Origin of the sequence: Pinibacter soli (assembly GCF_029961145.1) — a bacterium.
Lineage (GTDB): Bacteria > Bacteroidota > Bacteroidia > Chitinophagales > Chitinophagaceae > Pinibacter > Pinibacter soli.
Genome location: NZ_JASBRG010000007.1, coordinates 2,836,551 through 2,853,155 on the forward strand (window position 1 = coordinate 2,836,551; position 16,605 = coordinate 2,853,155).

Genomic DNA, 16,605 nt, shown 5'->3' on the forward strand with positions numbered 1-16,605 from the left:
CACAAATGAAAGCACACACAACACTATATCATAGATCACATAAAGCGGCTTTAGTATTGTTTTGCTTGCTGGGATGCCTGAATTTTTTGAATGCGCAAGACTCAACTGCAGTTAAAGAAGAAGCAACAGCTTCCGCAGCACCTAAAAAAAGCAAGCCGGTGCCAAATACATTTGAAAACATCTGGCTGCTGGATAACCAGTCTGTAATGGTGCCCACGAAAGGGTCATTCCAACTTGATTTCATGCACCGCTTCGGTACTATCGATGGTGGCTACCAAAGCTTGTTTGGTCTTTTTGGTGGCATCAATATCCGCATAGGAGCTGACTATGTGCCAAGAGAAGATTTGATGGTCGGAATTTCCTTAACGGAGTACAACCTAACCTGGGAAGGATATGTAAAATATGCGGGGCTTAAGCAAACGAAAGATGATAAAATTCCAGTGAGTGTAACCTACTACGGCAATATGGCTGTCGATACACGATCAGATCCTACCGGTGGTCTTTACCCCCATGGCAGTGATCGCCTGATGTTCTTTAACCAAATACTTATCGCCAGAAAGTTCGGTGATAGATTTTCCATACAGGTGGCGCCCAGCCTCACACACGTGAACGTTGTACAAGGTTATTATGGGGGAGATACAACAGCGGATGGCAAGAGCGTGCTCGGCAAGGAAATGAAACACGACCATTTTGCAATAGCTTTTTCAGGAAAAGTAAAATTGAATAACACGCTTAACCTGTTACTAAACTATGACCAGCCAATCACAAAGCATTTGACAAACAACCCAAATCCAAATCTCTCGGCAGGACTTGAAATCAATACAACAGGTCACACATTCCAGGTAATTGTGGGCAACTATCGTTACATAACACCATCCCGGAACAATTACTATAACAACAATGATTATAAAGATGGGCAGTGGCTGATTGGGTTTAACATGACAAGGCTTTGGAACTGGTAGAAACAATATTCTTTATCAATACACCTCAAAACAAGATTATGAAAACAAAAACACTGAGTGTCCTTTTACTGATGACAACTTTTATCGTAGCTGTAAGTTTTACTTTTTCAAAACAGCAACCGAAACCATGGCCCGTTCCTGACAAAAACGCTAAGATGGCCAACCCTATTAAAGCTGATGCTGCCTCTATCAATACAGGTAAGGCTTCATGGGCAAAGAACTGCGCTTCATGCCATGGTAAAATGGGTAAGGGCGATGGATCAAAAGCAGCGAAATTAACCACACATCCAGGAGATTTTTCAACTGCTGCAACGCAAAGTCAATCAGATGGAGCACTGTATTATAAAATAAGCGAAGGAAGAGACGATATGCCTGCGTTTAAAAAGAAAATTTCTGACGAAGATGAAATATGGAGTCTGGTAAACTACATACGCACTTTTAAAAAATAGTTGAAAATTGAAAGTTGAAAGTTGAAAATGAGCGTTACTGGCGGTCGAACAGACCAATTAAGATTACAGGACAATCATTTTCAATTTTCAATTCTATTTTCAAACTTCAATTTTCAACTTTCAAAACATAGCTCTATGGATTCAAAAAATAACGATTTGAATGATTCGCGTAGAGATTTCCTGCGAAAAGGTTTTGTGGCCACTGCCGCTGTCGCGACAGGGCTGGGGCTAACGGAAACGGCGTGCAAGGATACAAAATCCAAAACAGGCGATACGGTGAAACTGCTTTCCCCTGATGGCAAAATAGTGGAAGTGGATTCTTCAATGATCAATCCTGCGATACCGGACTCACTTCTCTCCAATCACAATGTGCGAGAGGGTGTGCCCGGTAAAAAGTTTGTAATGGTGATTGATCTGTCCAGGTGCAGGAATGCAGGCAAGTGTAAGAGTGCCTGTTCAAAGATGCACTATCTGCCGGACAATCGCAGCTACATCAAGATCAACAAAATGCAGGATTCAGATAAGGCTGCGCCTTACTGGATGCCTACGCCATGCTTTCACTGCGACAATCCGCCGTGCGTAAAAGTGTGCCCTGTGGGCGCCACTTTTAAATTGACGGATGGCATTGTGGCCATCGATAACGAACGCTGTATTGGTTGCCGGTTCTGCATGGTAGCCTGTCCATATTCCGCAAGGGTTTTTAACTGGGATACCGAGTACCAGTTGAACATTACACAGATGAATGAAATAAAGCCACACGCCGCATGCAGCACGCACGTAACGGGTACAGTAGAGAAATGTGATTTCTGCCCGACCAATACTGCTAAGAATGAATTACCGGATTGTGTGCAGGCTTGCCCCAATGGTGTATTCTATTTTGGCGATGAAGTGGAAGACGTGGTAAGCAACGGCGACGAGACAGTTCGACTAAGTCAGTTATTAAAAGATAAGTCTGGTTACAGATACCTCGAAGACCTGGGAACCAAGCCAAGAGTTTATTATTTGCCTCCGGTAAACAGACAATTCCCATTTAAAGATGTTGAAGGACAAAATGAGACAGACGGACAAACCAGCCATGAATCAGGTCATTAAACGGTTTGAATAATCGAACCGGTAACAAATGCTGCACGTATTAATTGTTAATTATTAATTATTAATTACAAATGGAACCTGTAAAAATAAAGTTGGATAAATCGAATCAACTGCTCACGGATTTGATGCCGAAAAAATTCAACGCCTCGGGAAAGTTATGGGTAGGCTTCCTGCTGGTAATAGTCGTGATAGGCTTCTTTGCCTACATCCGGCAATTGCAAAAGGGCCTTGTTGTAACCGATATGCGCGATTTTACTTCATGGGGAATATACATATCCAACTTCGTTTTTTTTGTTGCCATAAGCCTCGTTGGTTCGCTCGTGAGTGCCATTCTCAAACTCACAAATGTAAAATGGCGCACACCGCTTGTGCGTATCTCAGAAATAATTGCGGTTGCTGCTATATTTTTTGCTGCTATCATCATCATTGTGGACATGGGAAGACCTGAAAGATTCTGGCATTTGTTTGCATATGGAAGAATTCAATCGCCTATCCTTTGGGATGTAATTGTTATAACCACTTATCTTGTTGTAAGCTCTTTATTGCTTTACATTCCATTACTTCCTGACATTGCTATTTGTCGCGACCTGACTCCCGAGTCTTCAAAGTTCAAAAAATGGTTTTACACTTTCTTCGCCTTGAACTGGAGAGGTACTGCCCAACAATACGCTCTCATACACAAATGTATCAATGTGCTTGCAGTGCTTGTTGTTCCTCTTGCGTTAGGCATTCACACCGTTACTTCATGGTTGTTTGCAACGACCTACAGGGCCGGTTGGGACAGCTCCAACTTCGGACCTTATTTTGTGGCCGGTGCGTTCCAGGCAGGTTGCGGAGGCGTAATTGCCGTTACATATGTTTTGAGAAATCATTACAACTTAAAAAAATACATCACCACCAAACACTTTGATAACATGGCAAAGCTATTGGTGCTGTTGTCACTGGTTTATCTCTATTTCAACATCAACGAATATTTGGTACCGGGTTATAAAATGAAAACGGTAGATGGTGAACATTTGAAATCTTTGTTCACCGGTCACTATGCGCCATTGTTTTGGAGCGTGCAGATATTCGGCATGATAGTTCCCATTGTCGTTATGCTGTTTAAAAAAGGGCGAGCGCCGCTTCCGGTATTTATCGTTTCCCTCATGGTGGTGGTCGGTGCATGGTTCAAGCGCTTCCTCATTGTTGTGCCTACGCTTCTTCACCCTTTCATTCCCATCCAGAACGTTCCTGCATCATGGCACACTTATATGCCAACATGGGAAGAGTGGGCCATTACAGCGGCATCGCTGGCCGGAGCGCTGTTGGTTATTACTTTTTTTGTAAGACTGTTCCCTATCATTTCAATCTGGGAAATGACCGAAGAGCAGCAAACACCTCAAATTGATGAACAAACGAATTTGTATGAAGCTCAAGCCTAATAATATCATCCGCGGTTTAGTACTGTGCTGCAGTCTTTTTGTGTTTTCCGCGCAACGTCTGTCTGCACAGGATAGCACAAATGCAGAAGCGCAAATTACACTCACCTTCGGCGAACAGGACAGCGTTAAACAAGCCAAGGCCGTTGTTACAAAAAATCATACACCTCTAAAAGGCGTTGATGTAGTTTTTTTAATTAAAAAAAGTTTCGGCTCACTTCCTTTGGGTGATGCCGTAACAACCGACGATAATGGCGAAGCAGTGGCAGACTTTCCAACTGACATGCCCGGTGATCAGCAAGGCAATGTAACAGTGCTCGCCAAGGTCGATGAGAACGACCAAACCGGAGAACTCCTGGCATCAAAATCCACCAACTGGGGCGTGCCGACAACTGTAAAAGACAGATTTGATCAAAGAACGCTTTGGGGAACCGCCGAAAATGCTCCCCTAACGCTCGTTGTAACAGTTGTATCATTAGTGGCGCTTGTGTGGGGAATTATTCTTTACATGGTGCTACAACTGGGAAAAATAAATCGTTTGGGAAAAGCATAGCACACAGATGACGCTGATTAGACTGAGTTGCACTGATTTCAATAAACGGAATAACTGAATGTTTCTGTTTGACAGTCATCTTTGAATTTGAACATCAGTCATTCAGTTACTCAGTATTCAGTTATTCAGTCATTCAGTTATTCAACAGCCATCATACTTCTGTTACCAGCCTCTTCGCCCAATACGACCAAGATATGATCCGCATCAGTTTTTTGAAAACCATCTACCGGAAATTCTGCTCAAAAAATTTGGATTTTCAAAAAACTTTTGTCTAAAACATGAAACTTCAGTAAATTTATTAAACAACTTTTTTTCCAAATACTGGTAGAACATCAACCTGGAAAAAACGCTAACGATTGTGTTTACTGGTTAAACTTTTTAAAAAAAACAGAAGAAAGAGCACCGACTATGATTACAAGTAAAGAGGCAAACGGCTTATTATTGAAAAGCATCCCCAAAATCACTACATCTGAAAATGGCATTGAAGATGCCATGGTTGCCTTTGCTACCTACACTCGACAATCTGCACAGGATTGTGATATTTCCCGGATTAAAAAATGCATGAGCGTTGCCCACGAGTTATATGCTAATGGAGACGACGAATTAAAAACACTCATTGAACGTGTTTATATTCCCGCACTTAAGCAGGCCATCAATCGCAATTGCGCAGAAGCAAGATTGTTACAGATTTATATTCCTGTTGGGCTGTACCAGCTTTATGTAATGCAGGGTTTCAGCAGAGACTAGGAAGTTGCCGACTATTAGTTGTTAGACTTTCAGTGCGATATTACTAAATTGTAGTTTCTGCATTTAAAGCCTAACAACTAACAACCATCAACTGACAACATTCCCCATGCAACGACTATTCTTTTAGCCCGGTCAACTACAAAAGCCCATTAATGAAAAAGTCGCTGTTGTTATTGATGACCTCCCTCACATTTGTTTTTTCATTTGCGCAATCGAAGAAGACCAGTTATTCAGTTGGTGCACTGCTTTCGAGGCCCGCTTATTTCTCAAACACAGAAAACAACAATGCTACAGGCTTTGGTTTTGAAATTCAAACCGAACGTCTTTTTTCAAAAAAAATTTCCTGCACTGCGAGCGCAGGCTATATCCATTTTTCCGGCCCTTATACCTATGTTAACTATTCAAGTTTTGCGCACGACACAACCATAAACAGCTATGGCAACGTTCCTCTGTTTGCAGGTTTAAGATTTTATTGCTGGAACAAACTGTTTCTCGGCGCTGAAATCGGTGCAATGATCCAGGCAAGCAGTAACACTGGCACTCATCTTTCGCTGGCTCCTTCCGTTGGTTACAAGTTTGATATTGCAAAACAAAGAGGCATTGAGGTTGGCCTTCGGTTAATCAACACGCTACCCAGCTATGGAGTGCCCGAAGCCAATAGTTTAATGAAGGGAGGTTACGGTATTTGGGTATTAAAGGTCGCTTACGCATTTTAGCCGCATCACACTACTTTTTAACCCTCAAATTTCTTAAAAAAACAACAAACCTTTTAGTCTGAATGGTTGTTTTATTGTCCTTGCCTGCAATGGCACACAAAATGCATACACACATGAAGCATTTTATTTTATGTAGCTGCTATAAACTCAATTACTACGACAAAGGGTTCATTTTTTGATAGTAATGATGTGGAGACAACAACAATGATAACTTGCTCATTATTAGAATTAAACATCATGAATATGAAAAAAAACTGGCTAAAAAACCTTGCTGTTCTCGGAACAGCAGTGATCATTTCTTTAAGCGTTGCTTCCTGTGGTCCTAAAGATGCAGATGTCCAATCTGCTGCAGCTACCGCGCTCGCTGGCGATCCTACAACTTCTGCGCTCCAGGTGAGTGTAAAAGACGGAGTTGCTACTATTAGCGGTGAGTGCAAAGACGATGCATGCAAAGTAAGCAGCGAGAATGTTGTGAAAGGCATAAAAGGTGTAAAACAAGTGGTCAGCAATGTAACTGTTGCGCCTCCGCCTCCGCCATTGCCTCCTGCTGCTCCTGTTACTATTTCTGCAGATGACAACTTAAGCAAGATGGTAACTGATGCTATTAAAGATAATGCAGGTGTTATGGCTTCTGTAAAAGATGGCGTGGTAACCTTGACAGGAGAAATCAAAAGAGCAGACCTTCCTAAACTCATGCAAAAGGTTCAGGCTCTGAAACCGAAAAAAGTTGAAAACAAATTAACCATAAAATAAAATATCATGGCACTACAGGATAAATACAAAGAGCTGATCGATACAGCAAGTTCTTCGGGTGTGTCTAACCTGCAGGTAAGAGAGCAGGATGGTGTTTTATACGTTGACGGTGATGCACCAAGCGGTAGCGCTAAAGACAACCTTTGGAACATTTACAATAAAATAGATCCGGATTTTCGTGCCGGCGATCTTGTTTTAAATGTAAATGTCGGCAGTGCTGCAGATGGAGGCAAATTGAAAGTGGTTACAGAAAGCAGCAACCTGAATATTCGCAAAGGCCCCGGCACAGACCAGCCTATTGTAGGCAAAGCCGGACACAATGAGATCGTAACATTAGTAAATAAGACAAGCGACCAGTGGTATCTTATCAGAACAGATGGCGGAGCTGAAGGTTATGCATATGCGCAGTACTTGCAGCCTGCATAGCGAGTTATGAGTTTTGAGTTATAAGTTATGAGTTTTAGGGCACCGAATTTCATAAATTGATAACTCAAAACTTATTACTCAAAACTTCTTTTTAACTCATTTTCATTAAAACAAATTTTATGTTAGAAGAATTATTACAACTGGTTCAGCAACACAGCCAGGAGGCCGTTGTTGACAATAGCGCTATTCCCAATGAGCACAACCAAGATGTGATGAACGAAGCTGTAAGTTCAATTACCAACGGGCTGCAGAGCTATGGCCAGGGAAATGCAGAAGGCATTATGCAGTTGTTCCAATCGCAAAGCGGCATTTCCGCAGATCACCCCGCGGTGCAAGGAATTTCGAACAATTTTGTTGAATCCATTACTTCAAAATTTGGCATCAGCGGAACGCAGGCACAAAGCATTGCTGCTGCTATCATTCCAATGGTAATGGCAAAATTCATTCACAAAACAAATGATCCCAACGATCAAAGCTTCAACTTCCAGAACATCATCGGCGCATTTACCGGCGGTGGTGGCGGCGGCTTATCGAGCCTGCTCGGCAAATTTGGTTTGTAAAAATTTCATCTACGACTGATATTTCTCATAAACCGGTTTGATTGAAAACCGGTTTTTTGTTGAAATCGCTGAAAATAAAATGCGTTAACCGGGGTAGTACGGAGTTATTGGGTGATCCTCAAGCTATTTTGCTGATTTTTCCTCATTTTGCCCTAATTTCGAACCCTCAAATCAACAATCATAATCTATGGCAGAAGAGATATTAATGCCCCGCTTGAGTGATACCATGACAGAAGGGGTAATTGCTGCATGGCATAAAAAGGTAGGCGATACTGTGAAGAAGGGTGATCTGTTAGCTGAAGTAGAAACAGATAAGGCCACAATGGAGCTGGAAAGCTATAAAGACGGTACCTTATTACATATTGGCGTACAGAACGGTGGAAAATTGCAGGTGAATGATTTGTTAGCCATCATCGGCGCTCCTGGTGAAGATATTTCCGGAATTCTAAATAAACAAGGCGGTGCTCCGGCTGCAGCACCTGCAGCTGAGAAAAAAGAAGAAGCTCCTAAACAAGAGCAGGCTCCCCAAGCTGCTCCTGCAACTGGCGGGTCAGTTGATCTTTCCAAAGTTGAAGAGGTTATTTTGATGCCTCGCCTTAGCGACACCATGACTGAGGGTGTGATCGCTGAGTGGCACAAAAAAGTAGGCGACGACGTTAAAAAAGGCGACCTGCTTGCTGAAATCGAAACAGATAAAGCTACCATGGAGCTGGAAAGCTACAAGAATGGTAAGTTATTATATATAGGTGCACAAAAAGGCGACAAAGTTCCGGTGAACGCTTTGCTGTGTATCATTGGTGAAGAAGGAAAAGTAGATGTTGATAAAATTGTTGCTTCTGCAAAAGGTGGAGGCACTGCATCTGCGGGTGCTTCTCAACCAGCGGCTGCTCCTGCTCAACAAGCGGCTCCTGCTGCACAGGCTGCTCCGGCACAATCTTCTTCTGACAACGGAAGAGTAAAAGCTTCTCCGCTTGCTAAAAAAGTAGCAGAGGAAAAAGGTATCGATATTTCACAAGTTCCGGGAAGTGGCGATGGCGGACGTATTATAAAAGCAGATGTTGACAGCTACAAACCTGCTGCACAACAAGCGGCTCCTGCTGCGAAAAGCGCACCAGCTGCGGCTTCCGCTCCGGCAGGACAAGTAAGCTTCGATGAAGTACCGGTTTCTCAAATGCGTAAAGTAATTGCGAAACGCCTTGGAGAAAGCTTGTTCACTGCTCCCCACTTCTACGTAACAATGGCGATCGATATGGACAACGCTATCGCTGCACGTACGAAGATCAATGAGAAAGCGGCTGTAAAAATCTCTTTCAACGACCTTGTATTAAAAGCTTGTGCTATTGCACTGAAACAACACCCTGCTATCAACAGCAGCTGGCTAGGTGATAAAATTCGGGTGAATCATCACGTGAACATTGGCGTTGCCGTTGCAGTTGACGAAGGTTTGTTAGTACCAGTGGTGCGTTTTGCAGATACTAAATCTCTAACGCAGATAGGTGCGGAAGTGAAAGACTTCGCGGCTCGTGCAAAAGCTAAAAAATTGCAACCTTCAGATTGGGAAGGAAGCACATTCACTATTTCTAACTTAGGTATGTTTGGTGTAGATGAATTCACAGCGATCATCAACCCTCCTGATGCTTGTATTCTTGCAGTAGGCGGTATCAGCCAGGTGCCTGTAGTAAAAGACGGTGTTGTAAAACCAGGAAACATCATGAAGGTTACTTTGAGTTGCGACCACCGTGTAGTGGACGGCGCAACCGGCGCAGCTTTCCTGCAAACGCTGAAAAGCTTCCTGGAAGAGCCTTTGAGAATGCTGGTTTAAGTTTCAGGCTTATTTCACGCAAAGGCACCAAGGAGCAAAGACGCAAAGATCTCTTAAGATAAGTAAGGGTATTCTGTTTAAAAGCAGAATACCCTTTTTCTTTGATCAGCTTTTGAAGCTTCCTTACCCTAAAAAAGAAAGAGAGGCTGCATCAACTACAGTCTCTCTTTTATACTTAATAACCTTTTGCGTCTTTGCTCCTTCGCGCCTTTGCGTGAAACACTTCCTACATCACCACGTTGATCATTTTGTTTTTCACATAGATCACTTTCTTGGGCGCTTTGCCTTCGAGCCATTTTTTTACGATGTCATCGGCCATTACCATTTCTTCTACTTGTTGCTGCGTGGCATCAAGTGCAATGGTTAATTCAGTTCTCGTTTTACCGTTGATTGCAACAGGATATGCCTTCGCGGTTTCAACCAGGTATTTATTTTCAATCGGCGGATACGCCGCATCCAGAATATAACCTTCATTACCGATCATGTGCCACAATTCTTCTGCAATATGCGGAGCATACGGCGTTAACGCTATCAGCAATTTTTCCAGTATCGCTTTCTTGTGGCATTTCAAATCACCTAACTCATTTACGGCGATCATGAATGTACTTACTGCCGTATTGAAAGAGAACTTTTCTGTGTCCTCTTCAATTTTCTTAGCGGCTTTGTACAGCACTTTCCACTCTGCGTCTGTGGGTGTGTCGTTGGTAACGATTAGTCCTTTATCTTCGTCGGCAAACAGGCGCCAGAATTTTCTCAAAAATCTGTGTACACCTTCAATACCTTTCGTATCCCACGGCTTGCTCATTTCCACCGGACCGAGGAACATTTCATACATGCGGAAAGTATCGGCACCGTATTTATCAACAAGATAATCCGGGTTAACGGTATTGAATTTTGATTTACTCATTTTCTCCACCTCAACGCCGCAGATATATTTATCGCCTTCCAAAATAAATTCAGCATCGCCAAATTCTCCATTTTTCCACTCTTTGAAAGCTTCTGTATCCAACTCAAGACCATCCACAAAGTTTACATCTACGTGGATCGCATCTACTGAATATTGTTCTTTCAAGCCGTGAGAAACAAACTTGCTTGTGCCGTGAACACGATAAACAAATCTTGACGAACCTTGTATCATTCCCTGGTTCACCAGTTTCTTGTACGGCTCTTCGTGACCAATCAGGCCGAGGTCGAACAATACTTTTGTCCACATACGGCTGTACAGCAAATGTCCCACCGCGTGTTCCGTTCCTCCGATATACAGATCAACTTGTCCCCAGTAGTCGCTTGCTTTTCTGCTGCAAAACTCCTGGTTATTTTCAGGGTCCATGTAGCGAAGGAAATACCATGATGAACCAGCATAGCCCGGCATCGTGTTTACTTCACGAATACCACCGTTATAGCTTTTCCATTCGGTAAGGTTTGCTAATGGCCCCTCACCTTCTGGTCCGTTTTTAATTTTGTCCATTTCCGGAAGTAGTACCGGCAATTCGCTTTCTGGCAAAGGATGCGCAATACCGTCTTTCCACACAATCGGGAAAGGTTCACCCCAATAACGCTGGCGGCTAAACGCTGCATCGCGCATGCGGTAGTTGGTTTGGCGCTTACCAATGCCCATTTCTTCTAATTTCGTGATCACGACGTCCATTGCGTCACGCATCTTTACACCGTTCAGGAAATCGCTGTTTTCCAAAAGTGCATCTTTCGTAGCGTTTGCTTCTAATCCATCAAAATGACTTCCGATAATGTTGGTGATAGGAATATTAAAATGCTGTGCAAATTTGAAATCTCTTTCATCACCGCAAGGAACGGCCATGATAGCGCCGGTTCCATAACCGATCAACACATATTCTGAAATCCAGATGGGGATTTGTTTTCCGTTAAACGGATTCACTGCATAAGCACCGGTGAAAGCTCCTGTGATTTTTTTCTCGGCTTGTCTTTCCCTGTCGCTACGGCTTTTAACGTAGGTTACGTATTCTTCAACGGCTTGCTTTTGATCGGCAGACGTAATCTTTTCGATCAAATCATGCTCAGGAGCAATTACCATAAAGTCAACTCCGAAAATGGTGTCAGGGCGGGTTGTGTAAACCACCAAAGATTCAGAAGAAGCACTGATATCAAATTTAATCTCAGCACCATAGCTCTTTCCGATCCAGTTGGTTTGCATTTCCTTCATCGCTTCGCTGAACTCGATCTTATCGAGCCCTGTTAGCAGGCGGTCAGCATATTCCGTAATACGCAGGTACCATTGGCGCAATTTCTTTTTTACCACAGGATAACCACCTCGCTCACTCACGCCATTTACCACCTCGTCATTTGCCAACACGGTTCCCAGCGCCTCGCACCAGTTTACTTCACCGTATCCACAGAAGGACAAGCGATATTCCATCAAAATATCTTCGCGGCGTTTTTCATCGAAAGACTTCCATTCTTCCGCTGAAAAAGAAATAGTCTTATCGCCAGGGCAAACGTGATTGCCGTTGCCTTCTGTTTCAAATACCTTAATTAAACCATCAATGCTTTCTGCTTTTTGTGTTTTGCGGTTATACCAGCTTTTAAACAATTGCAGAAATATCCATTGCGTCCATTTGTAATAATTGGGATCGCTTGTTTTCACTTCTCTGTCCCAATCGTAGCAAAAACCAATGTTATCAAGCTGGCTGCGGAAGTTTTTAATGTTTTGATCCGTACTCACTGCAGGGTGAATGCCGTGTTCGATAGCGTATTGCTCTGCTGGCAAACCAAATGCGTCGTAACCCATTGGGTGCAACACGTTGTAGCCTTTTAATCTTTTGTATCTGCTGAAAATATCGCTCGCAATATAACCAAGCGGATGACCCACATGCAGTCCCGCACCACTTGGGTAAGGAAACATGTCCAGTACATAATACTTTGGCTTTGTCGTATCATTGCTCACTTTGTAGACTTTGGCATCGATCCATTTCTTCTGCCAGTCTTTCTCTATTCGTCTGAAATCGTATTCCATTATTCTTCAGTTTATAGAAAAATGTTTATTCGTTTTGTTATATTGCTAACGGCTGAGTAAAAGCCCCGGAAGCCAACAGTTTTGAGTTGTTCCGGCTCATGTTTAGTTAATAGCCTAAGCTTCCAGAAGACCGTCCATTCAAGGGTTTGGGATTTGCTGATGTGTAAAATAGAAATCCTTAAACAAATCTTAAAAAAGCCGACAATTATTTTTAATCAATGTATTTGAAAAATATTTTGCAAACCCTACTCGTTACTTAGGGCGGCAAAAATACGGATTCAGCATTTAAATCCTTTACTTTTGCCTGTCTAGCAACGTAATACTAACCAGAAAAATATCAACAGTATGGCGCAAACCGGAAAAAGTTCCGCAAAAAGATCCAAACCTTCCTATTTCATGTCCATTTTAGGAGTATCGCTGGTGCTTTTTATTCTTGGCATCTGGGGCTGGATAGCAATCAATGCAAATAAACTTAGCCAGTATTTTAAAGAAAATGTAGAGGTTCGTGTTTACCTGCGCGAAAATATCACTGCAAAGGACAGTGTAACCCTTACTCAATATATTGCTAACAAACCTTACGTTAAGGAATATGAATATGTAACAAAAGACCTTGCCCGCAGGAAATTTATTGGGGACGGCAACGAAGACTGGAAAAATGTTCTGGACGCAAATCCTCTGCCTGCAAGCATAGATTTCAAACTCCGAAGCGAATATGTTAATACCGATACGCTGGCGACCATTAAAAAAGATCTTGAGCAAAACATCTCCGTAAGCGACGTTCAATACCCGCAATCTTTGGTGGACAGCCTTTTGAAGAACATGAGACCGATCAGCCTCGGTTTTCTTGTTATTGCCATCATATTCTCCATCGTGGTGATTATATTAATTGATAATACCATCCGTTTGGCCATGTTCAGCAACCGTTTTCTTATTAAAACCATGCAAATGGTGGGTGCGACAAGATGGTTCATCGCGAAACCGATGGATATCCGCGCCATCGTCAACGGTGCCTTGAGCGCTATCCTGGCTTTTATCGGCGTTTTTGGCCTGGTAGTGTTCTTGGAAAAACAAATACCTGAGCTGAAAGCACTTCGCGATCCGTACTGGTTCTCCATTTTATGCATTGGCTTATTGGTAATCGGCATCTTCATTTCGCTGGTAAGTACGCACCGTAGCGTGATTAAATACCTGAAGATGAAACTGGACGACTTATATTAATAGCAGAGTTATTGAATAATCGAATAACTGAAGGTTGAAATACTAAAGGTTTGATAAAATGTAAACGTTCAGTTATTCAATTATTCAGTTTATTCAATTATTGCTATATTGCGCACCTAAGTTTTTAATCTATATGAGCGAAAAGAAAGTAATTACTGCAAAAAAAAGCAGCTCAAGCAATCTTGTACTAGGTAAGGAAAATTTCATGTGGATGTTGGTTGGCGTTGCCATCATTGCTTTGGGAATGTTGCTGATGGCCGGAGGCAAAAGCAGTAATCCAGCAGAATTTAACCAAAACGAAGTGTACAGCACACGCCGTATCACCATTGCTCCATTGTTGATCATCATTGGTCTTGGAGTGGAAGTTTTCGCGATATTCAAAAAGCCAAAAGCTTAATATCTTTAATATAATATTGAAAAGCGATACCGAAAGGTGTCGCTTTTTTTGTTTAGGTTCGGTTTAAAAACCTGCCAGGTCTCGTAACCTGGAACACCTCAATTCCTGATTTTTAATTCCTAATTCCTAATTAATTATTATTTACTTTCCTTTCCTTGATTATTTTTATGCCTTTATAAACACAACCCACATGAATTTCATTCAAGTTATTATTCTTGCCATCGTAGAAGGTATTACCGAATTCTTACCCGTTTCGTCAACCGGCCATATGATTGTTACCAGTTCTTTAATGGGAATTGAGTCAAATAACTTCGTAAAACTTTTTGAAGTATGTATCCAATTGGGTGCCATTCTTGCGGTAGTGGTTTTATTCTGGAAAAAATTCTTTGATTTCTCCCGCTGGCAGTTTTACATAAAGCTTATCGTTGCCGTAATTCCGGCGCTTATTTTCGGAGCTTTGTTTAGTCATAAGATCAAAAGTCTGATGGAAAGCAATGTAACCGTTGCCATCAGCCTGCTTGTGGGCGGTATCGTTTTGCTTTTCATCGATAATGCATTTAAAAATCCTGTTATTAAGGACGAGCAGCACGTTACGTATCCAAAAGCATTTGTAATAGGCATCTGGCAGTGTTTGGCGATGATTCCCGGTGTGAGCAGAAGTGCTTCTTCCATTATTGGAGGTATGCAGCAAAAACTGACACGCAGTGCAGCAGCCGAGTTTTCATTCTTTCTTGCGGTGCCCACCATGTTTGCTGCTACTGCAAAGGATTTGCTGGACTGGTACAAGGAGAAAGGAGCTATTTCCGGCGAGGAAATAAAATTTCTTGCTGCTGGCAATATCATTGCATTTATTGTTGCTGTGCTTGCGATTAAATTCTTTATAGACTATTTAAAAAAATACGGTTTCAAACTGTTCGGCTACTATAGAATTTTGGCGGGCATTGTGATTTTGTTATTGGTATGGAAGGGAGTGATTGGGTCTTAGGATGTGTTCTTTACCACTAAGACACTAAGGACACTAAGCCCCACTAAGGGGTTCCCGATAAGCGGGTTTTCTTAGTGAAGCTTTGTGCCCTTAGTGCCTTAGTGGTAATATTTGGCCGAATAGCATTGTTTCACCACTCACTTTAATTTATGCAAACAGCATCAAAAAAAGTCATCAACGGTTGGGCCATGTACGATTGGGCCAACAGCGTTTATAATCTTGTAATCACTACAACGTTCTTCCCTATCTATTTTACCTCAGTAACCAAAAGCCATTTTGGATCGGAGAATATTCCTTTTCTGGGTAGAACCTTTGTAAACTCTTCTCTGTATGATTACACGCTGGCAGTTGCCTATTTATTCATTGCATTACTATACCCCATTCTTACATCCATTGCAGATACAAGAGGCAACAAAATAAACTTCATGAAGTTCTTTTGCTACATGGGTTCTATTGGTTGCGCTTGCTTGTACTTTTTTAAAGGCGCCAATTTATGGTGGGGAATCATCTGCTTCATGCTTGCAGCCATGGGTTATGTAGGCAGTCTGGTTTTTTACAACGCTTATCTTCCCGAAATCGCAGCCCCGGAAGATCAGGACCGTGTAAGCGCCAAAGGCTTTTCAATGGGTTACATTGGTAGTGTAATACTTCAGATGATTGGCTTTGCGTTGGTGGTTGTAATGAAGGACAATTCTGCGCTTGCATCCCGGATAACTTTCTTGCTTGTGGGTATTTGGTGGATCAGCTTTGCACAGATAACGTTCTCCGTGCTACCTAAAGTGAACAAAGAGTCTGTAAAGAGGATCAACATTTTTACAGATGGTTTTACCGAAGTGAAAAAAGTGTATGGCGAAGTAAAGAAACTGCCGGTGCTTAAAAGATTTCTGCGTGCGTTCTTCTTCTATAGCATGGGCGTACAAACAGTAATGCTAGCGGCTACTTTATTCGGAAGCAAATTGCTCGGGCTCCCAGATACAAAACTTATTATCACTGTTGTACTTATCCAATTGGTGGCGATTCCCGGAGCTATTATGATGAGCCGCTTATCCGCAGTTTATGGAAACATAAAGGTTTTGATGGGCGTGGTTCTGTTCTGGATTGGCATTTGTGTGGCAGCTTATTATACCGCTCAATTCAAAGAAAATGGAGGGGACCCGGAATACGGATTTTATGGACTTGCCATTGCCGTTGGCCTTGTCATGGGCGGCATTCAATCGCTTAGCCGTTCTACCTATTCAAAACTAATGCCCCAAACAAAAGATACCGCTTCCTACTTTAGCTATTACGATTTGACTGAAAAAATAGCGATCGTGATCGGCATGTTCAGCTTTGGTTTTATTGAGGAGTTATCGGGCAGTATGAAAAACTCCGTTCTGTCATTGATCGTTTTCTTTGTAATAGGCCTGGTTTGGCTATATTCAGCGTTGAAAGTGTCAAACGTGAATCGTCAATCTTGAATGGGTAGACTCAGGGCGTACAACCTGCATTCACGTTTCACGACTACAAAACTTCTTA

General features: G+C 42.3%; 16 protein-coding genes. 15 read left to right on the forward strand and 1 reads right to left on the reverse strand.

Annotated elements, in window-relative coordinates; genetic code table 11:
• The first annotated feature begins 5 nt into the window (after positions 1 to 5).
• From QJ048_RS21905 to QJ048_RS21955, 11 genes are all read left to right on the forward strand, one after another.
• Positions 6 to 962, forward strand: coding sequence for a DUF5777 family beta-barrel protein (locus tag QJ048_RS21905; RefSeq protein WP_282336574.1), 957 nt, complete (start codon positions 6 to 8; stop codon positions 960 to 962).
• A gap of 38 nt (positions 963 to 1,000) precedes the next feature.
• The gene (locus tag QJ048_RS21910) at positions 1,001 to 1,411 is read left to right on the forward strand and encodes a c-type cytochrome (RefSeq protein ID WP_282336575.1); all 411 of its coding nucleotides are present in this window, start codon (positions 1,001 to 1,003) and stop codon (positions 1,409 to 1,411) included.
• 135 nt (positions 1,412 to 1,546) lie between these two features.
• Positions 1,547 to 2,503, forward strand: coding sequence for a 4Fe-4S dicluster domain-containing protein (locus tag QJ048_RS21915; RefSeq protein ID WP_282336576.1), 957 nt, complete (start codon positions 1,547 to 1,549; stop codon positions 2,501 to 2,503).
• A 71-nt stretch (positions 2,504 to 2,574) separates the two neighbouring features.
• Positions 2,575 to 3,927 carry an NrfD/PsrC family molybdoenzyme membrane anchor subunit gene (nrfD, locus tag QJ048_RS21920; RefSeq protein ID WP_282336577.1) on the forward strand — a complete coding sequence of 451 codons (1,353 nt, stop codon included), beginning with the start codon at positions 2,575 to 2,577 and terminating at the stop codon, positions 3,925 to 3,927.
• Entirely contained in the window at positions 3,911 to 4,477 is a 567-nt protein-coding gene (locus QJ048_RS21925; protein WP_282336578.1) for a hypothetical protein, read from the forward strand. The genes nrfD and QJ048_RS21925 overlap by 17 nt, the downstream gene beginning before the upstream one ends.
• A 408-nt stretch (positions 4,478 to 4,885) precedes the next feature.
• On the forward strand, positions 4,886 to 5,224 hold the full coding sequence (locus QJ048_RS21930; RefSeq protein ID WP_282336579.1) for a DUF7674 family protein: 339 nt from the start codon (positions 4,886 to 4,888) through the stop codon (positions 5,222 to 5,224).
• A 152-nt stretch (positions 5,225 to 5,376) separates the two neighbouring features.
• A complete protein-coding gene (locus tag QJ048_RS21935; RefSeq protein ID WP_282336580.1) occupies positions 5,377 to 5,940 on the forward strand; it encodes a hypothetical protein in 564 nt (187 codons plus the stop codon).
• A gap of 243 nt (positions 5,941 to 6,183) precedes the next feature.
• Entirely contained in the window at positions 6,184 to 6,693 is a 510-nt protein-coding gene (locus QJ048_RS21940) for a BON domain-containing protein (RefSeq protein WP_282336581.1), read from the forward strand.
• A gap of 6 nt (positions 6,694 to 6,699) precedes the next feature.
• Positions 6,700 to 7,119: an SH3 domain-containing protein gene (locus tag QJ048_RS21945; RefSeq protein WP_282336582.1), complete on the forward strand. Its 420-nt coding sequence runs from the start codon at positions 6,700 to 6,702 to the stop codon at positions 7,117 to 7,119.
• A 119-nt stretch (positions 7,120 to 7,238) separates the two neighbouring features.
• On the forward strand, positions 7,239 to 7,679 hold the full coding sequence (locus QJ048_RS21950) for a DUF937 domain-containing protein (protein WP_282336583.1): 441 nt from the start codon (positions 7,239 to 7,241) through the stop codon (positions 7,677 to 7,679).
• A gap of 187 nt (positions 7,680 to 7,866) precedes the next feature.
• Complete coding sequence (locus QJ048_RS21955) at positions 7,867 to 9,501, forward strand: pyruvate dehydrogenase complex dihydrolipoamide acetyltransferase (protein ID WP_282336584.1); 1,635 nt, start codon at positions 7,867 to 7,869, stop codon at positions 9,499 to 9,501.
• A 226-nt stretch (positions 9,502 to 9,727) separates the two neighbouring features.
• Here the strand turns inward: QJ048_RS21955 and leuS are convergent, their stop codons facing one another.
• On the reverse strand, positions 9,728 to 12,490 hold the full coding sequence (leuS, locus tag QJ048_RS21960) for a leucine--tRNA ligase (protein WP_282336585.1): 2,763 nt from the start codon (positions 12,488 to 12,490) through the stop codon (positions 9,728 to 9,730).
• 345 nt (positions 12,491 to 12,835) lie between these two features.
• On the opposite strand from leuS, the gene QJ048_RS21965 reads away from it, so the two are divergent.
• From QJ048_RS21965 to QJ048_RS21980, 4 genes are all read left to right on the forward strand, one after another.
• Entirely contained in the window at positions 12,836 to 13,708 is an 873-nt protein-coding gene (locus QJ048_RS21965) for a cell division protein FtsX (RefSeq protein ID WP_282336586.1), read from the forward strand.
• Positions 13,709 to 13,841: 133 nt separating this feature from the next.
• Positions 13,842 to 14,105: a DUF3098 domain-containing protein gene (locus QJ048_RS21970; protein ID WP_282336587.1), complete on the forward strand. Its 264-nt coding sequence runs from the start codon at positions 13,842 to 13,844 to the stop codon at positions 14,103 to 14,105.
• A 190-nt stretch (positions 14,106 to 14,295) separates the two neighbouring features.
• A complete protein-coding gene (locus QJ048_RS21975) occupies positions 14,296 to 15,090 on the forward strand; it encodes an undecaprenyl-diphosphate phosphatase (RefSeq protein ID WP_282336588.1) in 795 nt (264 codons plus the stop codon).
• 149 nt (positions 15,091 to 15,239) lie between these two features.
• Positions 15,240 to 16,547, forward strand: a complete 1,308-nt coding sequence (locus QJ048_RS21980; RefSeq protein ID WP_282336589.1) for an MFS transporter — start codon at positions 15,240 to 15,242, stop codon at positions 16,545 to 16,547.
• Positions 16,548 to 16,605: the final 58 nt, after the last annotated feature.